Origin of the sequence: Croceibacterium segetis, assembly GCF_011320115.1 — a bacterium.
Lineage (GTDB): Bacteria > Pseudomonadota > Alphaproteobacteria > Sphingomonadales > Sphingomonadaceae > Croceibacterium_B > Croceibacterium_B segetis.
This window is the reverse complement of record NZ_JAANOZ010000019.1, coordinates 24,907-43,764: the sequence shown is the minus strand read 5'-3', so window position 1 is coordinate 43,764 and position 18,858 is coordinate 24,907. Positions and strand designations below refer to the sequence as shown.

Annotated in this window: 20 protein-coding genes; 9 read left to right on the top strand and 11 right to left on the bottom strand. The window is 66.4% G+C overall.

The window, feature by feature from the left end:
* The coding region (locus tag G7B69_RS15340; protein WP_207786044.1) for a dihydroxy-acid dehydratase domain-containing protein at positions 1 to 226 on the bottom strand (226 nt) is incomplete at its 3' end.
* Between the two features lie 139 nt (positions 227 to 365).
* Entirely contained in the window at positions 366 to 3,374 is a 3,009-nt protein-coding gene (locus tag G7B69_RS15335; RefSeq protein ID WP_166180878.1) for a TonB-dependent receptor domain-containing protein, read from the bottom strand.
* Positions 3,375 to 3,446: 72 nt separating this feature from the next.
* Here G7B69_RS15335 and G7B69_RS15330 point away from each other — a divergent pair, with 72 nt between their 5' ends.
* Positions 3,447 to 4,397: a LysR family transcriptional regulator gene (locus G7B69_RS15330; RefSeq protein ID WP_166180876.1), complete on the top strand. Its 951-nt coding sequence runs from the start codon at positions 3,447 to 3,449 to the stop codon at positions 4,395 to 4,397.
* Positions 4,398 to 4,843: 446 nt separating this feature from the next.
* Here G7B69_RS15330 and G7B69_RS15325 read toward each other — a convergent pair whose 3' ends face one another.
* Positions 4,844 to 5,605: a peptidase associated/transthyretin-like domain-containing protein gene (locus tag G7B69_RS15325; protein ID WP_166180874.1), complete on the bottom strand. Its 762-nt coding sequence runs from the start codon at positions 5,603 to 5,605 to the stop codon at positions 4,844 to 4,846.
* Positions 5,602 to 6,189: a TlpA family protein disulfide reductase gene (locus tag G7B69_RS15320; protein ID WP_243415216.1), complete on the bottom strand. Its 588-nt coding sequence runs from the start codon at positions 6,187 to 6,189 to the stop codon at positions 5,602 to 5,604. The genes G7B69_RS15325 and G7B69_RS15320 overlap by 4 nt, the downstream gene beginning before the upstream one ends.
* Before the next feature lie 16 nt (positions 6,190 to 6,205).
* Here G7B69_RS15320 and argH point away from each other — a divergent pair, with 16 nt between their 5' ends.
* From argH to G7B69_RS15290, 6 genes are all read left to right on the top strand, one after another.
* Positions 6,206 to 7,582: an argininosuccinate lyase gene (argH, locus tag G7B69_RS15315; protein WP_166180870.1), complete on the top strand. Its 1,377-nt coding sequence runs from the start codon at positions 6,206 to 6,208 to the stop codon at positions 7,580 to 7,582.
* Entirely contained in the window at positions 7,579 to 7,824 is a 246-nt protein-coding gene (locus G7B69_RS15310; RefSeq protein ID WP_166180868.1) for a hypothetical protein, read from the top strand. Before argH ends, G7B69_RS15310 begins: the two co-directional genes overlap by 4 nt.
* Before the next feature lie 4 nt (positions 7,825 to 7,828).
* Entirely contained in the window at positions 7,829 to 9,091 is a 1,263-nt protein-coding gene (gene lysA, locus G7B69_RS15305) for a diaminopimelate decarboxylase (RefSeq protein WP_166180866.1), read from the top strand.
* Positions 9,088 to 9,870: a precorrin-2 dehydrogenase/sirohydrochlorin ferrochelatase family protein gene (locus G7B69_RS15300; protein ID WP_166180864.1), complete on the top strand. Its 783-nt coding sequence runs from the start codon at positions 9,088 to 9,090 to the stop codon at positions 9,868 to 9,870. The genes lysA and G7B69_RS15300 overlap by 4 nt, the downstream gene beginning before the upstream one ends.
* Before the next feature lie 90 nt (positions 9,871 to 9,960).
* Positions 9,961 to 10,140, top strand: a complete 180-nt coding sequence (locus tag G7B69_RS15295; RefSeq protein ID WP_166180862.1) for a hypothetical protein — start codon at positions 9,961 to 9,963, stop codon at positions 10,138 to 10,140.
* A 31-nt stretch (positions 10,141 to 10,171) separates the two neighbouring features.
* Positions 10,172 to 10,534, top strand: a complete 363-nt coding sequence (locus G7B69_RS15290) for a hypothetical protein (RefSeq protein WP_166180860.1) — start codon at positions 10,172 to 10,174, stop codon at positions 10,532 to 10,534.
* Here G7B69_RS15290 and ruvX read toward each other — a convergent pair.
* From ruvX to pyrE, 7 genes are read right to left on the bottom strand one after another with little or no spacing between them, the layout of a single operon-like run.
* The gene (ruvX, locus tag G7B69_RS15285; RefSeq protein WP_166180858.1) at positions 10,531 to 11,016 is read right to left on the bottom strand and encodes a Holliday junction resolvase RuvX; all 486 of its coding nucleotides are present in this window, start codon (positions 11,014 to 11,016) and stop codon (positions 10,531 to 10,533) included. The genes G7B69_RS15290 and ruvX overlap by 4 nt on opposite strands.
* The gene (locus G7B69_RS15280; protein ID WP_166180856.1) at positions 10,995 to 12,125 is read right to left on the bottom strand and encodes a DUF3089 domain-containing protein; all 1,131 of its coding nucleotides are present in this window, start codon (positions 12,123 to 12,125) and stop codon (positions 10,995 to 10,997) included. The genes ruvX and G7B69_RS15280 overlap by 22 nt, the downstream gene beginning before the upstream one ends.
* A complete protein-coding gene (locus tag G7B69_RS15275; protein ID WP_166180854.1) occupies positions 12,115 to 13,185 on the bottom strand; it encodes an AI-2E family transporter in 1,071 nt (356 codons plus the stop codon). The genes G7B69_RS15280 and G7B69_RS15275 overlap by 11 nt, the downstream gene beginning before the upstream one ends.
* Positions 13,182 to 14,069, bottom strand: coding sequence for a signal peptidase I (lepB, locus tag G7B69_RS15270; RefSeq protein ID WP_166180852.1), 888 nt, complete (start codon positions 14,067 to 14,069; stop codon positions 13,182 to 13,184). Before lepB ends, G7B69_RS15275 begins: the two co-directional genes overlap by 4 nt.
* A gap of 23 nt (positions 14,070 to 14,092) precedes the next feature.
* Positions 14,093 to 14,494 (bottom strand): holo-ACP synthase, encoded by a 402-nt coding sequence (acpS, locus tag G7B69_RS15265; RefSeq protein ID WP_166180850.1) that lies wholly within the window; start codon positions 14,492 to 14,494, stop codon positions 14,093 to 14,095.
* Between the two features lie 9 nt (positions 14,495 to 14,503).
* Positions 14,504 to 15,232, bottom strand: a complete 729-nt coding sequence (locus G7B69_RS15260; RefSeq protein WP_166180848.1) for a pyridoxine 5'-phosphate synthase — start codon at positions 15,230 to 15,232, stop codon at positions 14,504 to 14,506.
* Entirely contained in the window at positions 15,229 to 15,810 is a 582-nt protein-coding gene (gene pyrE / locus G7B69_RS15255) for an orotate phosphoribosyltransferase (protein ID WP_166180846.1), read from the bottom strand. The genes G7B69_RS15260 and pyrE overlap by 4 nt, the downstream gene beginning before the upstream one ends.
* Before the next feature lie 178 nt (positions 15,811 to 15,988).
* Here pyrE and coxB point away from each other — a divergent pair, with 178 nt between their 5' ends.
* Both coxB and ctaD read left to right on the top strand, forming a co-directional pair.
* A complete protein-coding gene (gene coxB, locus G7B69_RS15250) occupies positions 15,989 to 17,065 on the top strand; it encodes a cytochrome c oxidase subunit II (RefSeq protein WP_166180884.1) in 1,077 nt (358 codons plus the stop codon).
* Positions 17,066 to 17,101: 36 nt separating this feature from the next.
* Complete coding sequence (gene ctaD / locus G7B69_RS15245; RefSeq protein ID WP_166180844.1) at positions 17,102 to 18,820, top strand: cytochrome c oxidase subunit I; 1,719 nt, start codon at positions 17,102 to 17,104, stop codon at positions 18,818 to 18,820.
* The last annotated feature ends 38 nt before the right edge of the window (positions 18,821 to 18,858 follow it).

Below are 18,858 nucleotides of genomic sequence, written 5' to 3'. Positions count from 1 at the left end.
CGCTCGGCGCGGCGGTGCGCACCTCGAACGGCACGCCGCCGGCGGCGCGGATTTCTTCCTTCACGATCCTGGCGATGCCGTCGAGGTGAGCATAGCAGATCGCCAGCTCGCTCGACGAGTTGACCACAGCGATCTTCGGCTTCTCCATGTCCTCCAGGCTGAGGCCGAGCGCGCGCCAGTTGGCGCGGCGGCTGGGGGAATTCGCGGCGAGGCTGCGGAGTGGCATGGGGCGCCCTTTCTCAAGAAACAGGTCGCGCCGGATTGTTAGCGGAGCGAGCCGCCCTCTCCAACGCGGGTATACTGCGATTGACGAAGCCGGGGAACCGGAGGGATGGGGGGAGCTAACCCCCGGTTCCCCTAACCCGCTAGAAGTTCATCCGGGCACCCAGCTTGAACATCCGGCCCACCGGATTGAACAGGACGTTGTTGCCGCTGCCGTTCGCGCCCGGGAAACGCGGCGGATCCTGGTTGAGCACGTTGTCCACGCCGAAATAGACCTCGAGGCCCTTCGTCAACGCCGACTCCAGCCGTACCGTAGCGAGCATGTCGACAAAGATTCTCGAAGGCACGGAATTGGTGTTCACGCTGTTCGGATTCGAGAATGAGAATTCGGGATCACCCGGCTCGACGAAGGTCGGGTAGAAGAAGCCCTTGTTGATCCACCGCGCATGTGTGGTGAATGAGAACGATTCTCCGAGATCGAGACGCGCGCTGGCGTCGACGGTCCAGTCCGGAATTCCCGGAGGCGTGCCCCCGCGCAAGCCGGTCTGCCCCGCGCGATTGGTCGGACCAACCGAGTCAATCGTGATCAGATCGTTGACGTAGTTGGCCAGCACCACCAGCGAGAGCCGGTTGTCGCCGCCCAGCGGCTGGTTGTAGTCGAGTTCGAAATCGATGCCCCGGGCGATCAGCTTGTTTACGTTCTGAATCGTGTCCTGGATGTTGAGCACGTTCTTGTTGGCGTCGCGTGTGATCAACGAACAGCTCAAGATATCGCCAGCGACGCAGCGATTGACGATGTTCTGCTGCCCAAGCGTGCTGATCGCGTTGTCGATCTTGATGTCGTACCAGTCGGCGGAAGCGCGGAACCGGCCGAGGAAACCGCCTTGCGGCTGCAGGACCACTCCGGCCGTAAAGGTATCGGCCTTTTCCGGCTTGAGATTGGGGTTGGAACCGGTGGTTATCGGCACGATCACCTGAATTCCGCCGTTGCCGGTGTCGGTGAGAATTCCGGTGCCGGTGGTCTGCGGACCGAACAACTCCGAGACGTTGGGCGCGCGGATATCGCGCGAGCGCGTGACCCGGAAACGGATAGCTTCGATCGGCGCCCAGACGCCTCCGATCTTCCAGGTCGTGGCATTGACTGTGCTGGTCGGATGAAAATCGCTGGAACGCTTGTAATGCGTCCGCCGCGCGGCGCCGTTGAGGCTGAGTTCGCGGGTGAACGACAGATCGCGCAGCAGCGGGATTTCGACTTCGCCGTAGACTTCGCTGACTGCGATCTGCCCCGAAATGACGGAGCCGTTGCCGGTGTTGAAGAAGCGCCCGGCTTTGGAAAGAGGGTCCGTATCGCCCTTTACATTGTCGTTGCGATACTCGGCTCCGACAGCGACGCCCAAGGGGCCCGCAGGCAGGTCGAAAAGCGATCCAGCCACGTTGCCTGCGACGACATGCTCGGTGGTAACGTTGGTCTGGAACCCCTCGCCCGTCACATAGTCTTTGGCTGCCTGGAAGGTTGCCCCGTTCGCAAAACCGAACGGGTTCAGCGGCACGCACGCCGGGTCGTCGTTGGCCGGATTGGCATCGGCGTTGACGCGGCAGATCGGCTGTCCATTGAGAGTTGTCGCGTCCAGCGCACGCTGAATATTCGAGGTGATCGTGTTGTTGGTGAGGTCGCTGCGGAACTTGTTGTGACCATACTGATAATAGAGATCGGCGGTCCAGCTTCCGCCGATATCGTACTTGGCTGAAGTCACTACGCGAAACAGATTGTCTTTCACGGCGATCTGGGCCGGTCCGATATCGTTGAAACCCTTGCCAAGCGTGAAGCTGGTAAGACCGCTATTCGCCAGAATGGTCGGAATATCGAGGGTCGGGTCGCTCGAGCGAGGGATAAACGGATTATCCGATTTGATCGTGATCGCGTTGCTGCGATAGGCGGCGCTCCGGTGGTGTCCCTGGCTTTGGCCGACATTGACACCCACCTCCAGGGTCAGGCTCGGAGTCGCTTCCCAGGTCAGGTACCCCATCGTGCTGTAGCGTTCGGTGGGCGAGACGATTGGAAAGTCGAAATAGGGGTTGTTCTCGGCCGGGCCGCCGCCTTCGCCACCCGCCATCCAGATCGCATTCACAAGGTAGCCGAACTGGAACCGGCGCGGCGTGCCGTCGGCGTTGAAGGCTATACCGTCGATCGGCCGCAACAGTGGAACGTCGCGCCCAACGTAGGCGCTCGATGGAGGGGTGGTGACGCCGTTAAAGCGGGCGCTCCAGGTGTTGGCGTTGGGCAGGATATTGCTGGCGGGGATCGTCGGCGTCTGGCCAGGTGCAAGCGCGTTGCGGCCGACGATGATCAGGCCGTTGGCGCACCAGTCGCGTTCGCGGCATGCATCGACGCCGTCCGATTTTTCCCATTCCCCGCCGACGACGAGGTGGAGATTGTCGCCAAATTTCCAACCGCCGACTGCGCCGAACTGGCGGGTGAAATTGTCGCCTTCGTTCGAGAAGCCGACTTCGCCGTTGACTTTGTACCCGGTGAACTTCTTGTCAATCAGCAGGTTGACCACGCCGGCGACTGCGTCGGAGCCGTAAACGGCCGAGGCGCCGCCGGTCACCACTTCCGCGCGCGAAAGCATGATCGACGGCACCATGTTGGTATCGACCGTCGCTTGGGTCGTCGCCGGCACGAAGCGCTTGCCGTCGACCAGCGTGAGGGTCCTGACCGCGCCGAGCCCGCGCAAGTCGAGGATGCGCCCGCCAATGGCTTGTCCGGGTGCCGCGTTGAGGCCCGATGTGGCGGGAGTTTGTGTCGCCCTGAATGCCGGCAGCTCGTTCAATGCGTCGCCGACATTGGTGAGCCCACGGTCCTCGAGCCGCTGCGCCCCCAGGATCGTGACGGGGGTCGGTCTGTCGAAACTCGATTGAATGCGCGATCCGGTCACCACGATGCCGGCGGTGTCGCTATCGGCAGAGGCCGGCGTGGCATCGGGGGACTGTGTCGAGGCGTCGCCGCCGGCATCCTGCGCGCTGGCCGGGCCGAAGCTCATGGCACAGCTGGCAATGGCCAATGCCCATGTCGAAACGTGCACACCTTTGATGCTGCCCATCATAACTTGAACTCTCCCAGCAGATCGCCTTGTTCCGGCGCTGTCTTGCATTTGCGGTTAGGCGCATGGCCGTGTATCGAGAATAGCGCTTAATGCGACGTCACAATTCTCGAATCGAGAACGATGGATAACCTGCTGAACGTCCGCACGTTTCTCGCCGCGGCCCGCCTGGGCAGCTTCGCGGCGGCGGCGCGCTCGTTCGCGGTGTCGCCTTCGGTGGTGTCCAAGCGGATCAACCAGCTTGAGCACGAATTCCGCGTCACCCTGTTCCATCGATCGACCAGGGACTTGCGCCTGACTGAAGACGGCGCCCGTCTCCTACCCCGGTGCATGAAGTTGCTGACCGAATACGACGACATCCGCGACGTCGCTCCGACAACAGAAGTAAGCGGCCTGCTCCGCGTTGATGCACCGGGGTCGGTCACTGCATTGATACTAGGGCCGATCTTCTGCGACTTTCTCGCTGAGCATCCCGCCGTCGACCTCGACCTTCGCTTGACCGACAGGCTTGACAATCCGCTCACCCGGAATTGCGATCTGACGATCGGAACCCGCCCTTCGACGGATGAGAACGTCCGCGACTTCCCGCTGATGCCCTATCCCTGCGCTGCCTATGCCAGCAGCGCATACCTCGATCGACGCGGCAGCCCGAACCATCCTCGCAACCTCATCGAGCATGACTGCCTGGTGTCGCTGCTCCATGGCAAGACCTGGCATTTCTACGGGGACGAGGGGGACGTCGGATTGACCGTAAACCCGCGCCTATCAGTCAACGACACGATCATCCTGCGGGAGGCCGTGCGACGGGGCCTTGGCATTGCGATCTTGCCTGCCTTTCTCGCGGAGGAGGATCTTTCGAACGGAATGCTACGGCACGTTCTCTCCGCGTATCGTCCGCCGCCCATGTGGATAAAGGCTCAGATACCCACTCACAAAGCGGCCAAGCCTGGGGTAAATGCTCTGCTCGATTTCCTGAGGGGAAGATTGCTTACTCCCCACCCGCCAGATGCAGGCAAGCCTGAAGGTGGACCGTCTGACCCTGCCGGCAAGGAAGGCTCCGGGCATTTCATCTGAACGAGTGTGCGCTATCTGGCATAGCAATAAGCCCGCTGAAGTTCTGAGACTGGCGAACTACGGTCATCGAACCTCTCGGCGATCGAATGTCGGGAACGAGTCGAAGGCGTCCACTTTCAACGCGGCGCTTCAGCGGCAGGTAGTCAGTGCTTCGCCTGGGCGGCTAAACTGAAACTTCAAACTGTAAATGACTGCCATAAGGGCGGTCGCTGGAAGAGAATCCGGTCATGAGGCGCTAATCGTCTGCGCATTAGCGCTCCAGAACCGGCATTTCTTCATCCATCAATGGTAGTGCCCGCTTGGACGCCGTTGGGCTAAGACCAAAGAGGGGTACTATTGGAGGTATGCGAAGCGCCCAATGTCACCGCATTGACGAAAATGCTCGCTACTTCGTCCTAAATTCGAGCCCGTCACCGCCCACCACGATCGCGGCGAAGGGCGGAACGTCAACTGTTGACCGATATCCGCGCCGTGCCGCGAAGGGCTTTTTCGGCATCGCCTTCCAGCGCAATCGATTCGAGAGCCAGTTCCTCCGGGCTAGCGTCGCGGAACACGAAGTCGCGCGCGGTCGGCCATTCATTCAGGTTGCCGAGGCTGTCGCCATAGCGCGGATCGCGCGCGTATACGGCGCGGCATGGCGCTTCAGGTAGGGCGAATTGCGAAGCGAGCAGCGCCGGTTCGCCGGTCACCGCGGCCGCGGCGCTCGAGAAGACCTCGAAGTGCATGTGCGGCGCGCGGCCGCCGTAGCAGCCGGGCAGGATCGTCTTGAACCGCACGACGCCCTTGGCATCGCTTTGCTGCAAGCCGCGCAGGTAATTGGCGTTCGGCAGGCTGTAGAGCGAGTAGTCGCCGCGGGCGTCGTTGTGCCACAGGTAAACACCCCAACCGGGCAGTGGAGCGCACGCGCCGGCGGCACCGATCAACGAGATCTCGAGGTCGAGCGGCACGCCCCCGGCGGTGCCGGCCATGCCGGCAAAGCTGCTGCGGATGTCGCTGCGGTTGATACCTGCGAACGCGAGCGCGTTCGGGCCTCGGGCGGCATCGGCGGGGAAGGGGCCGCGCGTTTCGGCAGGCGTCAGGAGGCATTTGGCCGGGCCTTTGTCCGCTTTGCCGACCGCACCCGCCAGCAGCGCGACACCGCCGAGCCCGAACAGTACCCCGCGGCGATCGCGCAAGGCTGTCAGGTCGCGGGCGAACTGCGAGATCACCCCTTTGCACTCGCCTCCGCGAGCAGCGCCTTCGCTTCGTCGCTCGACCAGTCGTAGCCGCCCATCATCCGCCACACTTCCTTGCCGTCCTTGCCGTAAAGCACGGTCGTCGGCAGGTTGCCGCCATAGCCGAGCGACAGGTTGGCTTGTGGGTCGAGCCAGGTCTGCAGGTGCAGGAACTGATGCTGCTCGAGGAACGGGTTGACCGCCGCGGCGCCCTTGAGGTCCTCGCTGATCGCGAGGATGCGCGGCATTCCGGGCTCGGCGGCGAGGCGGTCGAGCGTCGGCATTTCCTTGACGCACGGCGCACACCAGGTGGCCCACAGGTTGATCAGCACCGCCCCGCCCTTGAGCTTGGCCAGCTGCAGCTTGACCCCGTTGGCGCCTTCGACGGTGGCATCGGGCAAGGGCTCGCCGGCGTGGCTGCGGTCGAGCGTGCCGTTGAGCGCTTCCTCGTCCCCGCTAACGGCGGTTGCAGGGGCCGCAGTTTCCTTTGGTTGCGCCTCCCCCCCGCTTTGCCTATCGCATCCGGCCACCAGCAGGACGATCGGCAGCGTGAGCGACAGCAAGGGCAAACGGGGCATAGGAGGCTCCAACCAGATGTGGGGCGGGCGCTTCGCCGAAGGGCCCGCTGCGATCATGCGCGAGATTAACGCCTCGATCCCCTTCGACAAGGCACTCTGGCGGCAGGACATAGCGGCGAGCAAGGCGCATGTCGCGATGCTCGGCGCCTGCGCGATCGTTTCGAGCGAGGATGCGGTGGCGATCGAGCGCGGGCTCGACCAGGTGGCGGCCGAATACGAGCGCGACGGGGTGCCCGAGAACTGGGACCTCGAAGACATCCACATGACCACCGAAAGCCGCCTCGCCGAGCTGATCGGCGCCGCCGCCGGGCGGCTGCACACGGCGCGCAGCCGTAACGACCAGGTGGCGACCGACTTCAGGCTGTGGGTGCGCGACGCGATCGACCAGGCCGATGCGTCACTCGCGGCGCTGCAGCGTGCGCTGGTCAACCGCGCGGCGGAACACGCTGGCAGCATCATGCCGGGCTTCACCCACTTGCAGACTGCCCAGCCGGTCACGCTCGGCCATCACCTGATGGCTTATTACGAGATGCTCAGGCGCGACCGTTCGCGTTTCTACGACGCGCGGGTGCGGCTCAACGAATGCCCGCTCGGCAGCGCGGCGCTGGCCGGCACTGGCTTTCCGGTCGACCGCGAGATGACCGCGCAGGCGCTCGGCTTCGACCGGCCGACCGCAAACAGCCTCGACGCGGTGTCCGACCGGGACTTCGCGCTCGATTACCTGAGCGCGGCGGCGCAGTGCGCGTTGCACCTCTCGCGGCTGGCCGAGGAGTTCGTCATCTGGGCGAGCCAGCCGTTCGGCTTCGTGCGCATGCCGGATTCGCTGAGCACCGGCAGCTCGATCATGCCGCAGAAGAAGAACCCCGACGCGGCCGAGCTGGTGCGCGGCCATTCCGGCCGGATCGTCGGCGCGCTCACCGCATTGATGGTCACCATGAAAGGCCTTCCTCTGGCCTATTCGAAGGACATGCAGGACGACAAGCCGCCGGTGTTCGAGGCGGCCGGGCTGCTCGGCCTGTCGCTTGCGGCGATGACCGGGATGGTCGCGGAAGCGGAGTTCCGCACCGATCGCATGCGCCAGGCGGCCGAACTCGGCTATGCCACCGCGACCGATCTCGCCGACTGGCTCGTGCGCACGGCGGGCCTGCCGTTCCGCGAAGCCCATCACGTCACCGGCGCCGCCGTGAAGCTCGCCGAGGAAAAAGGTGTCGCGCTCGACGCGCTTTCGCTCGCCGATTTGCGGGCGATCGACAGGCGCATCGGCGAGGGCGTGTTCGCCGCGCTGTCAGTCGAAGCTTCGGTCGCCGCGCGCGACAGCCATGGCGGAACCGCGCCCGAACAGGTAAGGAAGCGCATCGCCGAAGCACGCCGCGCGCTGGGGATGGACTCATGAACCGCCGCCTGCTGATCGTCGTCCCGCTCGTGCTGCTGGCTGCGGCCTGCGCGCAGAAGAAGGACCTCAAGCCCGTCGCCAGCGCGCCGCTGCCGCCGGCGCCCTATGGCAGCGATCACCGGCCGTCCGCCGCCGAACTGCTCAGACCCGATCCGCAAGCCGCGCCGCAACGCAGCGTCGAGCTGCGCACCCGGTCGGAGGAACGCCAGGACGATCCCTTCGACCTGCCGCCCGAAGGTTGAGCGAATGGATCATTTCGAGCCGAAGAACGGCGAACTCTATGCCGAGAATGTGCCGCTTGCCCGGATAGCCGAGGAAGTCGGCACGCCGGTCTATGTCTATTCGCGAGCCACGCTCGAACGGCACGCGCGGGTGTTCCGCGAAGCGCTCGATGGCGTTCCCCGCAAGCACATCGCCTTCGCGGTGAAGTCGAACCCCAACCTCGCCGTGCTGCGCGTGCTCGGCCGCCAGGGATACGGCGCCGACGTCGTCTCCGGCGGCGAAATGCGGCGCGCGCTGGCGGCGGGGATTCCGGCGGCGGAGATCGTCTTTTCCGGCGTCGGCAAGACCGCGCGTGAAATGGCCGATGCGCTCGATGCGCGGATCGGCCAGTTCAACGTCGAATCCGAGGAAGAGGGGCTCGAATTGGCGGCGATCGCCGAGGATAAGGGCCTGACCGCCGCCTGCGCGCTGCGGGTCAACCCCGACATCGACGCCGGCACGCACGAGAAGATCTCGACCGGCAAGGCCGACAACAAGTTCGGCGTGCCGTACGACCTGGCCACCGGCATTTACGACCGCCTTTCGCGGTTGCCGAGCCTGCAGATGCGCGGCCTGGCGGTGCACATCGGCAGCCAGCTGGCCGACCTCGCCCCGCTCGAACAGGCGTTCGAGAAAGTCGGCGCGCTGCTGGCGACGCTGCGCGCCTCCGGCCACGAAGTGACTCACGTCGATCTCGGCGGCGGCCTCGGCGTCCCCTACAAGGCCGGCGAAGTGCTGCCGAGCCCGGCGGAATACGGTGCGATGGTCGCGCGGGTGACGCAGGGCTGGAACGTCGAGCTGATGTTCGAGCCCGGCCGGGTGATCGCCGGCAACGCGGGCGTGCTGCTGACCCGCGTGATCCGGGTGAAGCGCAACGGCAACCGGCCCCCGTTCGTGGTCGTCGACGCGGCGATGAACGACCTCGCGCGCCCGGCGCTCTACGGCGCGTGGCACGATTTCGATGCCGTCAGGCCGACCGGCGAGCGGATGACCGCGCACATCGTCGGGCCGATCTGCGAGACCGGCGACACTTTCGCCCGCGACCGCGAGTGCGACGCGCTCAAGGCCGGCGACCTCGCGGTGTTCCGCACCGCCGGGGCCTACGGTGCGACGATGGCTTCGAGCTACAACAGCCGCGGCTTCGTGCCCGAGGTGCTCGTCGACGGCGATCGGTATGCGGTCGTCGCCGACCGCATTCCGCCCGAAGAGATCTACGCCGCCGAGCGGGTGCCGGAGTGGCTGGGGTGAAAAGCCTGCCGCTCTTCCATCGCATCGCCGGCCAGCCGGTGATCGTGCTGGGGGAGGGGCCCGCGGCGGACGCCAAGCGCCGCTTGGTCGAACGCGCCGGCGGAGTGGCCGTGGGCGACCTCCAGGTCGGCATCGAACGCGGTGCACGGCTGGCGTTCGTCGCCGTCGACGACGAGGGAGAGGCCGAAGCGGCGGTCGTCCGCCTCCACCGTGCGGGAGTACTCGTCAACGTCGCCGACCGCCCCGCGCTGTGCGACTTCATCACCCCTAGCGTGCTCGACCGCGATCCGGTGCAGATCGCCGTCGGCACCGACGGCACCTCCGCCGGCCTCGCCAAGCACTTGCGGCTGCGTCTGGAAGCGCTGCTTCCCGACAGCCTCGGCCTGCTCGCGCAATCGCTCGCCAAGGCGCGTGACGCCTTGCGCGAACGTTGGCCCGACGCAGCCGAGCGCCGCCGCGCGCTCGACGCCGCGCTCACGCAGGGCGGCCCGCTCGACCCGTTCCTCGAACACGGCAGCACCGCGGTGCCGAACTGGCTGCGCGAGGGGCAGCGTGCCGGCGCGGAACCGACGAGGGTCGAGCTGGTCATCGACACCCCGACCCCCGACGGGCTGACCTTGCGCCAGCTGCAGCTGCTCGGCGCGGCCGACGCGATCCTCTACGAACCCGGCGTGCCGCCGGCGATCCTCGACCGCGCCCGCGCCGATGCCGCGCGCATGAGCCTGCCGCACGAGGGCCCGCTGCCGGGCGGGCTGATCCTCGTCCTGCGCCGCGGCTAGCGCATTACAATCATTTAATTTCAGCGACATCGCTGCACCCGGCAGCATCCCGCGGCGAGGCATCGGCCTCGCGTGTCAGGGAGACCACTCATGAACTTGCCCTCTTTCGACTTGAGCTTGCCGTCGATCGACCTGTCGGCGCTGCCCGACCTGTCGCATCTCACCGGCCTGTTCGGCAGCATCGGCCATGTCGTCGGGAGCGACGATTCGATCGTCATCCTGGCTACCTTCACTTACGAAGCGGTGCCGGGCGGCGGCGGTTTCTTGTGAGGCGACGGCGCGATGCGGGTCGATCCTGCGATTGCCGCCTTGCGCGTCGATCGGGCGTCGCAAAGCGGGCGCCGGCGGCGCGCAAGGCTGGCTCGACCAGTACCGGTTCGACCTTGAGCGGGGCGAGATCGCCGGCGTGCTCGCCGCAGGGGCCAGCGAGGTCTTCATGCGCATCGCCGTGGGGCTCGGCGGGGATGAAGCGATAGACCTCGCCGAGGTCTTCGCCCGCCGGCACCCGAGCGACCGCATGCGCCTGACCGCGCTCGACGCCCAGGCGGGAGTGCTCGAACCCGCTGCGCGGGACGAGCTGTGGCGCCGAGCCGAGGGGGCAGGCAGCCGGTTGGTCGCCATGGAGGCGAAGCGGCGGCGCGGGGCGCTCGAAGCGGTCGGCTAGAACATGCCGCCGGCCAGCGCGTCGAGTGCGGCTTGCAGGATCACCGCCGCGGCGTGGCTGTCGATCCGCTCGGCGCGCTTGGCCCGGCTCACATCCTGCGCGATCAGGTCGCGTTCGGCGCTCGCAGTCGACCAGCGTTCGTCCCACAGCAAGACCGGCAGGGCGAGCGAGGCGAGGTTGCGGGCGTAGGCGCGGGCCGATTGCGCGCGCGGTCCCTCGCTGCCATCCATGTTGAGCGGTAGCCCGATGACGATGCCGGCGACATGGCGTTCCTGCGCGAGCGCCCGCAGCGCTTCCAGGTCGCGCGAGAATTTGCCGCGCGGCAGGGTCTTGCCGGCGGTGGCGAAGCGCCAGCCGGCGTCGCTCAGCGCGGTGCCGATGGTCTTGGTGCCGAGGTCGAGCCCGAGCAGCACGCCGCCTTCGGGCAAAGTTGCGCGCAGCTCGGCGGCGCTCTCGGCGATCAGCGGTGCTGCGTCGACCATGTCCGCATCCTGCGCGCTACGTCGAGCCGCAAGTTCTCCCAGAACAGCGGGATGTCGTAGACGTGGTAGTTGTTGCCCGGCAGCACGTAGGGGCCGAGCTCCGGCGGGTTGGCGATCAGCAGCAGGCCGCGCTTGCCGCAGCGCGCCGCGACCGCCCCGGGGAGGAGTTCACCGCTCGACAGATCGGCGCTCGGCACCAGCGTGCCGAGATTCGCCGAGGCGGGCGCCGCGCCGCCGATCGTCCCGGTCAGCGGATTGACGCACAGCACGCCCCGGCCGCCCCGCGGCCGGCCGTCGTAACCCGCCGAGTGCTGGTACCATTCGAGCAGCATTCCGGGATCGGCCGGCTCGGCGAAGCTCGACCAGGTGACCAGGCAGCCGGCCTGCTCCGGGGTGGCGCAAGCGGGCAGGCCCAGCGCGGGCAGGTCGTGTTCGGCCGAGATCGGCCAGCCGATCGGATAGGCGAGGGCGATACGGCCCTGCAGCGGCGTCCCGGCGATCCGCTTCCTCAGCAGCTCGTCGACCAGCAGCGCGCCCTGGCTGTGCCCGGCGAGCACGACCGGGGTGTCGGGGCCGATATGGGCAAGGAACTCGTCGAAGGCCTGCGAGACGTCCTGGTAGGCGAGATCGAGCGCCTCGCGGGCCTCGGGCGAATGGGTCAGGAACGCGCCGACCGCTGCCTGGCGGTAGCGCGGCGCCCAGATCTCGCTCGCCTGGCCGAACGGGCTGGCGAGGCCCTTGAGGAAGAGGCGCGCCCGGTCCTGGGAGGGCTTGTCATCGAGCGGGGCATTCCAGTGGCTGCGCTCGAGATAGCTCGTCGGGTGGACGAAGAACACCGCGAACGGCGGCACATCGCCGGGCGGCGGGGCGGCGGCGCCTTGCGTCCCCGGCGGCTGCCAGCGCGTCGGATCGCTGCCGAGGCCCGGCCGGGCGAACCACATTCCCGGGTCCTGATAGGCGTTGCCGGCGAGCGGCGCCTGCGCCTGGAAATGCCCGGTCGGAGCAAACGCGAGGCGGCTGAGCGCGGCCGGCCACAGCCGCATCGCCAGCAGCGCGGCGAACACGAGAAGCACGCAGACGACGATGAAGTATAGGAACTTACGCGCCATCGCGCTTGAGGTCGGCGATTTCCGCCCGGCGCGTCAGCCAGAGCTTGGTCAATGCCAGCAACGGATCGGCCAGGAACAGGCCGAGGATGCCGAACAGGATGCCCATGATCAGCTGGAACGCCAGCACCAGCGCAGGGGCGAGGTCGACCGTTCGCCGCGCGATCAGAGGTACGACGATGTTGCCATCGACATTCTGCACCACGACGTAGACGAAGATCGTATAGAGCCCCATCTCTGTGCCCCCGGAAAAGCCGACCAGCACCATCAGGATGCCCGAGACGATCGCGCCGATGTTGGGGATGAAGGCGAGTAGCCCCGTGATGATCCCCAGCAGAGCCGCCATCGGCACCCCGTAGAAGAACAGCATCAGGAATGTGAACACGCCCTCGAACGCCATGCCCACCAGCCGTCCGGCCATCAGCCGGCGCAAGGTGAAGGCCATTCGCTCGGCCGTGATGTAGAATTCACCGCGCGAGCTTTGCGGCAACATCCAGGCGAGGCCGCGCTCGTAAAGCCGTGGCTCGAATGCGAGATAGAGCCCGATCGTCACTACCAGCAGCAGTGTCGCGCCCGCGCCGAGAATTCCGCCGATGGCCCGGGTGACGATGCCGACGCCGCTGGCGAAGGTGCCGAAAAGCCGGCTGACATCGTCCTGGCTGGCGGCGAAACCCTTGGATTGCAGCCAAGCGATGAGGCGGCTCAGCTGCTCGGCGACGAGCGCCGGCAGTTGCGCCGCCTGCTGCGAGATCTGCGAACCGGCGAACCAGAACAGCCAGACGATGAAAGCGAGCATCAGCGCAATCACCAGCGCGAGCCGCCAACCGCGCCCGACCGGCATGACCCGGCCGAGGAGCCGCGCTCCACCGTCGAGCATGGCCGCGAAGACCATCGCCCCGAAGATCACCAGCAGAGCCTGCGATATGTAGACCGCCAGCACCGCGATGCCGATCACCGCGGCCCACACGGCCGCGCGCTTGGCTTCCTTGCGTAGCTCAGGGTTGGCGATGTGCGTCGGACTGGAGCCGACCTTGGGTTCGGCCTCGTCGACGGCCTTGCTCATCCGGGCTTACCCTTTCCCCTGATTTCGGGGCGCAGACTGGTCCAGGCACGGCCGGGGCGCAAGGATTTCCACCAGCTCAGCGGGTTCCATCCGGTCGAGCCGTCGAGCGAGAACGTGATGAACTCCGCCCGTCCGCCGACGTTGGCGATCGGTACCGGCCCACCCAGGCCGTCGAAGCCGGGTCCGGACGGGAAACGGCTGTCGGCCGAATGGTCGCGATTGTCGCCCATCAGGAACACATCGCCGTCGGGGACGGTGACCGGGCCGTAATTGTCCCCGGGACTGTTGCCGTCGTCGAGCACCAGATAGCTCGCGCCGTTCGGCAGCGTCTCGCGGTAGGTCGGCGGCTGGTAGGTCACTTTGCCGCTCGGCAGAACCGTGCGGTAGATGTTGAACTCGGACAGGCATGGACGGCCGTCGCAGATCTGCGAATCCTCGGGGATCTGCACCGGAGGCTCGATCTCCCTCGGCACCGGTTTGCCGTTGAGGATGACCTGCCCGCCGACCACCGCAATGGTATCGCCGGGCAAGCCGATGACGCGCTTTATGTAGTCCTCGTTCTTGTCGGGCGGGACGACGATGACGATGTCGCCGTACTCGGGCGTCTTGGGGGCGACCCGCCAGTGGCTGCGCGGCAGGATGTGAAAGCTCGCCGAAACCCAGCTCCAGCCGTAGGGATACTTGCTGACCACCAGCCGGTCGCCGACCAGCAGGTTCGGCTCCATCGAGCCTGAGGGGATGTAGAACGGCTTGGCGACGAATGTGTGGAACGCCAGCACCGCCAGCAGCATCAGCGCCAGGCCGCGGATCTCTCGGACCCAGTCGATCTTCTTGGCTTCCGCTTTCGTATCGTCGGTCTTCGGTGGGGGAGCTTGGTCGTCCATTGCGCGTTCGGGACTTTCGGATTTCACAGCCGGCGGGCCTCGATGACCACGAAAGCCTGGGCCCATGGATGGTCGTCGGTGAGGGTGAGATGAATGACGGCCTCATGGCCGTCCGGGACCATTTCCGCAAGCCGCTTGGCGGCCCCGCCGGTCAGTTCCAGCGTCGGCGCGCCCGAAGGCGCGTTCACCACCCCGATGTCCTTCATGTAGACGCCGCGGTAGAACCCGGTGCCGACCGCCTTGGAGAAGGCTTCCTTGGCGGCAAAGCGCTTGGCGTAGGTGCCCGCGCGGGTGAACGGCCGCCGCGCCGCCTTGGCCCGCTCGATCTCGGTGAAGCAGCGCTGCTCGAAGCGATTCCCGTGGCGCGCAAGCGCGGCCTCGATCCGCTCGATGTTGCACAGGTCGGAGCCGAGGCCGATGATCATTGCAATCGCCTAGCGTGCCAGGTCCATCAACTCGCGCATCCGCGTCACCGCCGGCTCGAGCCCGACGAAGATCGCCTCGCCGATCAGGTAGTGGCCGATGTTGAGCTCGGCGAGTTGCGGTATCGCGGCGATCGGCTGGACGTTCTCGTATGTCAGCCCATGGCCGGCGTGGGGCTCGATGCCGTTCTTGGCGGCGAGCGCGGCCATGTCGGCGATGCGCTTGAGCTCGACCGGGATTTGCTCACCGGTCGCGTGGGCATATTCGCCGGTGTGGAACTCGACCACCGGGGCGCCGAGCCGCAGCGCCGCCTCGAGCTGGCGCTCGCTCGCCTCGATGAACAGGCTCACGCGGATGCCGGCGTCGGCCAGCCGGGAGACGATCGGCTGCAGGCGGTTGTGCTGGCCGGCGGCGTCGAGCCCACCTTCGGTGGTCACTTCCTCGCGCTTCTCGGGGACGATGCAGGCGGCGTGCGGGCGGTGGGCGAGGGCGATCGCCAGCATCTCCTCGGTCGCCGCCATCTCGAGGTTGAGGGGCAGGTCGGTCGCTTCCTGGATGCGCCTGAGGTCGTCGTCGCGGATGTGCCGCCGGTCCTCCCGCAAATGGGCAGTGATCCCGTCGCCGCCGCAACGGGCGACGATCTCGGCGGCGCGGACCGGATCGGGATGATCGCCGCCCCGCGCGTTCCTGATTGTCGCGACGTGGTCGATGTTGACGCCGAGACGGAGCCTTCCGGTCAACCCTTCCGGCTCCCCGGCTTCTCGAGCGGTATCGCGGCGAGCTCGGGCGGCACTTCGCCGGGGGCGTACGTCGGGAAGTTTATCTCGACGAGCGCGAAGAACGGCACGTCGAAGTCGGCTTCGCCGGCTGACCGGTCGACCAGCGCGGCAGCGGCGAGAACTTCGCCCCCGGCCTTGCGCACGGCCTTGATCGCCTCCCCGCTGGAGAGGCCGGTGGTGACCACGTCCTCAACCAGCAGGACCTTCTCGCCTTCCTTGACATCGAAGCCCCGGCGCAGCTCGAACGTGCCGCTCGGCCGCTCGAGAAACACCGCGTCGACCTCGAGCGTGCGGCCCATCTCGTGGCCGATGATGACCCCGCCCATCGCCGGCGAGACGACTTTCTCCACCTGGCTGCGAATCTCGCGCGGGATCTTCTGGCACAGCGCGCGCGCCAGCTTTCCGGCGCGCTCCGCGTTCATCAGCACCCGGGCGCATTGCAGATAGTGCGCGCTGTGACGGCCGCTGGAGAGCTTGAAATGCCCTTCGAGCAGCGCATGGCTGGCGCGGAACTCTGCGAGGACCTCGTCGTCGGTCATGGTGGTTTGACAAATCCCCAGAATTGGCGGCCCCCGCTGCGTCAACGGGCCTGTCGAAAAATCTCCCTAGAAGCGCTTGAGGCATGGGGCAAGCGGGCGTATAGGCCCGGCGAAACCGGCCCGCTCGGGCCTCTCGCGCATTCGCGCGCCAAGCTTACGGAACGAAAGCGTGCACCAGATGAATTTCGGCGACATCGCCCGCAAGCGGTTGAGTTTCCTGGTATTTTTCTTCGCAGCCCTGGCCCTTTTCGCGGCCCCGCAAGCGGCGGTCGCGCAAGCCACGCCGCAAGTTGCCGCGAGCGCTGCCAGTCCTGCCGCGCCGCCCGCGAAGGCCGCCGACACATCGGCCGCACCGGCCGCACCGGCCGCCTCGGCCTATACGCCGCTCGGTCCTGAATGGATCAAGGGTGCGCCGACTCCCGGGGCGATCGATTTCCAGAAGCAGTACTCGCCGACCGGGCGGTTCGCTTACCGTTTCCACCAGGTCTTGCTGATCCCGATCATCACCGTGATCAGCCTGTTCGTGCTGGCCCTGCTGCTGTGGGTCACCGTGCGATACAACCGCCGCCGCAACCCGGTGCCGTCGAAGACCAGCCACAACACGCTGATCGAGATCATCTGGACGGTGATACCGGTGCTGATCCTGGTGGTCATCGCGGTGCCCTCGATCACGCTGCTCTCGCGCCAGTACAAGAGCCCGCCGAAGGACGCGCTGACCGTCAAGGCCACCGGTTACCAGTGGTACTGGGGCTACAGCTATCCCGACAACGGCGGCTTCGAAGTTATCTCGCACATGCTGCCCGACGAAGAGGCGGTGAAGCGCGGCGAGCCGCCGCAGCTCGCGGCGGACAACCGCATGGTGCTTCCGGTCGGCGTGCCGATCCGGCTGCAGACCACCGGCGCCGACGTGATCCATGCCTTCGCCGTGCCGAGCCTGTGGTTCAAGCTCGACGCCGTGCCCGGCCGGATCAACGAGAAGACCTTGTTCATCGAAGAGCCCGGCATCTACTACGGCCAGTGCTCGGAACTGTGCGGCGCGCGCCACGGCTACATGCCGATCGCCGTCGAAGCCGTGCCGATGGACAAGTTCAACGCCTGGATCGCCTCGCAGGGCGGCACGGTGAAAGGCGCCAAGGCGGCGCTGCCGGCCACTGAGAAACAGCCCGCAGCCTCCGCAGCACCGGGCGCGCCCGCCGCCGGCCAGGCGCCCGGCCCTGAGACGCCCGCATCGCCCGCCGCCGGTCCCGCCGCCTGAGCGGCCCACGAGATACCAAGCAAGGTTAGTTAAGCCATGGCCACCACCGCCGACACCTTCCAGGCTCACGCCGAAGAACATCATCACGACGCCGATCACAAGCCGGGCTTCTTCGCCCGCTGGTTCATGTCGACGAACCACAAGGACATCGGCACACTGTACCTGGTGTTCTCGATCTTCGCCGGGATCATCGGCGGGGCGATCTCGGGCCTGATGCGCTGGGAACTGGCCCAGCCGGGCATCCAGATCCTCGGCCAGATTTCGCTGTGGCTGAACGGCAATACCGACATGGACCAGGCGCTGCATACCTGGAACGTGCTGATCACGGCGCACGGCCTGATCATGGTCTTCTTCGTGGTCATGCCGGCGACGATGGGCGGCTTCGCCAACTGGTTCGTGCCGCTGATGATCGGCGCGCCGGACATGGCCTTCCCGCGGATGAACAACGTCGCCTTCTGGCTGACCGTGGCGGGTTTCACCTCGCTGATGACCTCGGTGTTCATGCCCGGCGGAACGGCGCACGGAGCGGGCGTCGGCTGGACGGTCTACGCGCCGCTATCCACGACCGGATCGCCAGGGCCGGCGGTCGACTTCGCGATCTTCTCGCTGCACCTTGCCGGCGCGGGCTCGATCATGAGCTCGATCAACTTCATCACCACGATCTTCAACATGCGCGCGCCGGGCATGACGCTGCACAAGATGCCGCTGTTCGTGTGGTCGGTGCTGGTCACCGCGTTCCTGCTGCTGCTGGCGCTGCCGGTGCTGGCCGCGGCGATCACCATGCTGATCACCGACCGCAACTTCGGGACCACGTTCTTCGACCAGTCGGGCGGCGGCGACCCGGTGCTCTACCAGCACCTGTTCTGGTTCTTCGGCCACCCAGAGGTTTACATCATGATCATCCCGGGCTTCGGGATGATCAGCCAGATCGTCGCCACGTTCAGCCGCAAGCCGGTGTTCGGCTATCTCGGCATGGCTTACGCGATGGTCGCGATCGGCGTGGTCGGCTTCGTGGTCTGGGCGCACCACATGTACACCACCGGCATGTCGGTAAACACCAAGATGTACTTCACTGCGGCGACGATGGTCATCGCGGTGCCGACCGGCATCAAGATCTTCAGCTGGATCGCGACGATGTGGGGCGGCAGCCTCGAGTTCAAGAGCCCGCTGGTCTGGGCGCTCGGTTTCATCTTCCTGTTCACCGTCGGCGGCGTGACCGGCGTGGTGCTCGCCAACGGCGGCATCGACGACAATCTGCAGGACACTTACTACGTCGTCGCGCACTTCCATTACGTGCTGTCGCTCGGCGCGGTGTTCTCGCTGTTCGCCGGCTTCTATTACTGGTTCCCGAAGATGAGCGGGCGGATGCACAGCGAGTTTCTCGCGCACCTGCACTTCTGGGTGTTCTTCATCGGCGTGAACGTGGTCTTCTTCCCGCAGCACTTCCTCGGGATGAACGGCATGCCGCGCCGCTATCCGGATTACGCGCCGGCGTTCAAGTTCTGGAACGAGGTCTCGTCCTACGGCTACCTGATCATGGCCACCGGGATGGTGATCTTCTTCGTGAACCTGGTCTACGCGTTCACCGCCGGCAAGAAGGCCGCGGGCAACTACTGGGGCGAAGGCGCGACCACGCTCGAATGGTCGCTGTCGAGCCCGCCGCCGTTCCACCAGTTCGAAACGCTGCCGGTGATCGAGGAGCATCACTCGCACCACAACGCCATCGGCGACGCCTCGACCGCCGGCGCGCATTGATCGCTACGCCTCGCAAAGGCTGATAAGGATCGGGGCGC

What these genes read in the sequence shown, in the direction of transcription:
- G7B69_RS15275 (WP_166180854.1), bottom strand. Translation starts at nt 13,185, where the DNA reads ATGAGCAAGGCCGTCGACGAGGCCGAACCCAAGGTCGGCTCCAGTCCG.
- G7B69_RS15295 (WP_166180862.1), top strand. Translation starts at nt 9,961, where the DNA reads ATGAACTTGCCCTCTTTCGACTTGAGCTTGCCGTCGATCGACCTGTCG.
- lysA (WP_166180866.1), top strand. Translation starts at nt 7,829, where the DNA reads ATGGATCATTTCGAGCCGAAGAACGGCGAACTCTATGCCGAGAATGTG.
- G7B69_RS15320 (WP_243415216.1), bottom strand. Translation starts at nt 6,189, where the DNA reads ATGCCCCGTTTGCCCTTGCTGTCGCTCACGCTGCCGATCGTCCTGCTG.
- G7B69_RS15280 (WP_166180856.1), bottom strand. Translation starts at nt 12,125, where the DNA reads ATGGCGCGTAAGTTCCTATACTTCATCGTCGTCTGCGTGCTTCTCGTG.
- G7B69_RS15330 (WP_166180876.1), top strand. Translation starts at nt 3,447, where the DNA reads ATGGATAACCTGCTGAACGTCCGCACGTTTCTCGCCGCGGCCCGCCTG.
- argH (WP_166180870.1), top strand. Translation starts at nt 6,206, where the DNA reads ATGTGGGGCGGGCGCTTCGCCGAAGGGCCCGCTGCGATCATGCGCGAG.
- G7B69_RS15310 (WP_166180868.1), top strand. Translation starts at nt 7,579, where the DNA reads ATGAACCGCCGCCTGCTGATCGTCGTCCCGCTCGTGCTGCTGGCTGCG.
- acpS (WP_166180850.1), bottom strand. Translation starts at nt 14,494, where the DNA reads ATGATCATCGGCCTCGGCTCCGACCTGTGCAACATCGAGCGGATCGAG.
- lepB (WP_166180852.1), bottom strand. Translation starts at nt 14,069, where the DNA reads ATGGACGACCAAGCTCCCCCACCGAAGACCGACGATACGAAAGCGGAA.
- ctaD (WP_166180844.1), top strand. Translation starts at nt 17,102, where the DNA reads ATGGCCACCACCGCCGACACCTTCCAGGCTCACGCCGAAGAACATCAT.
- coxB (WP_166180884.1), top strand. Translation starts at nt 15,989, where the DNA reads ATGAATTTCGGCGACATCGCCCGCAAGCGGTTGAGTTTCCTGGTATTT.
- ruvX (WP_166180858.1), bottom strand. Translation starts at nt 11,016, where the DNA reads ATGGTCGACGCAGCACCGCTGATCGCCGAGAGCGCCGCCGAGCTGCGC.
- G7B69_RS15335 (WP_166180878.1), bottom strand. Translation starts at nt 3,374, where the DNA reads ATGCAAGACAGCGCCGGAACAAGGCGATCTGCTGGGAGAGTTCAAGTT.
- pyrE (WP_166180846.1), bottom strand. Translation starts at nt 15,810, where the DNA reads ATGACCGACGACGAGGTCCTCGCAGAGTTCCGCGCCAGCCATGCGCTG.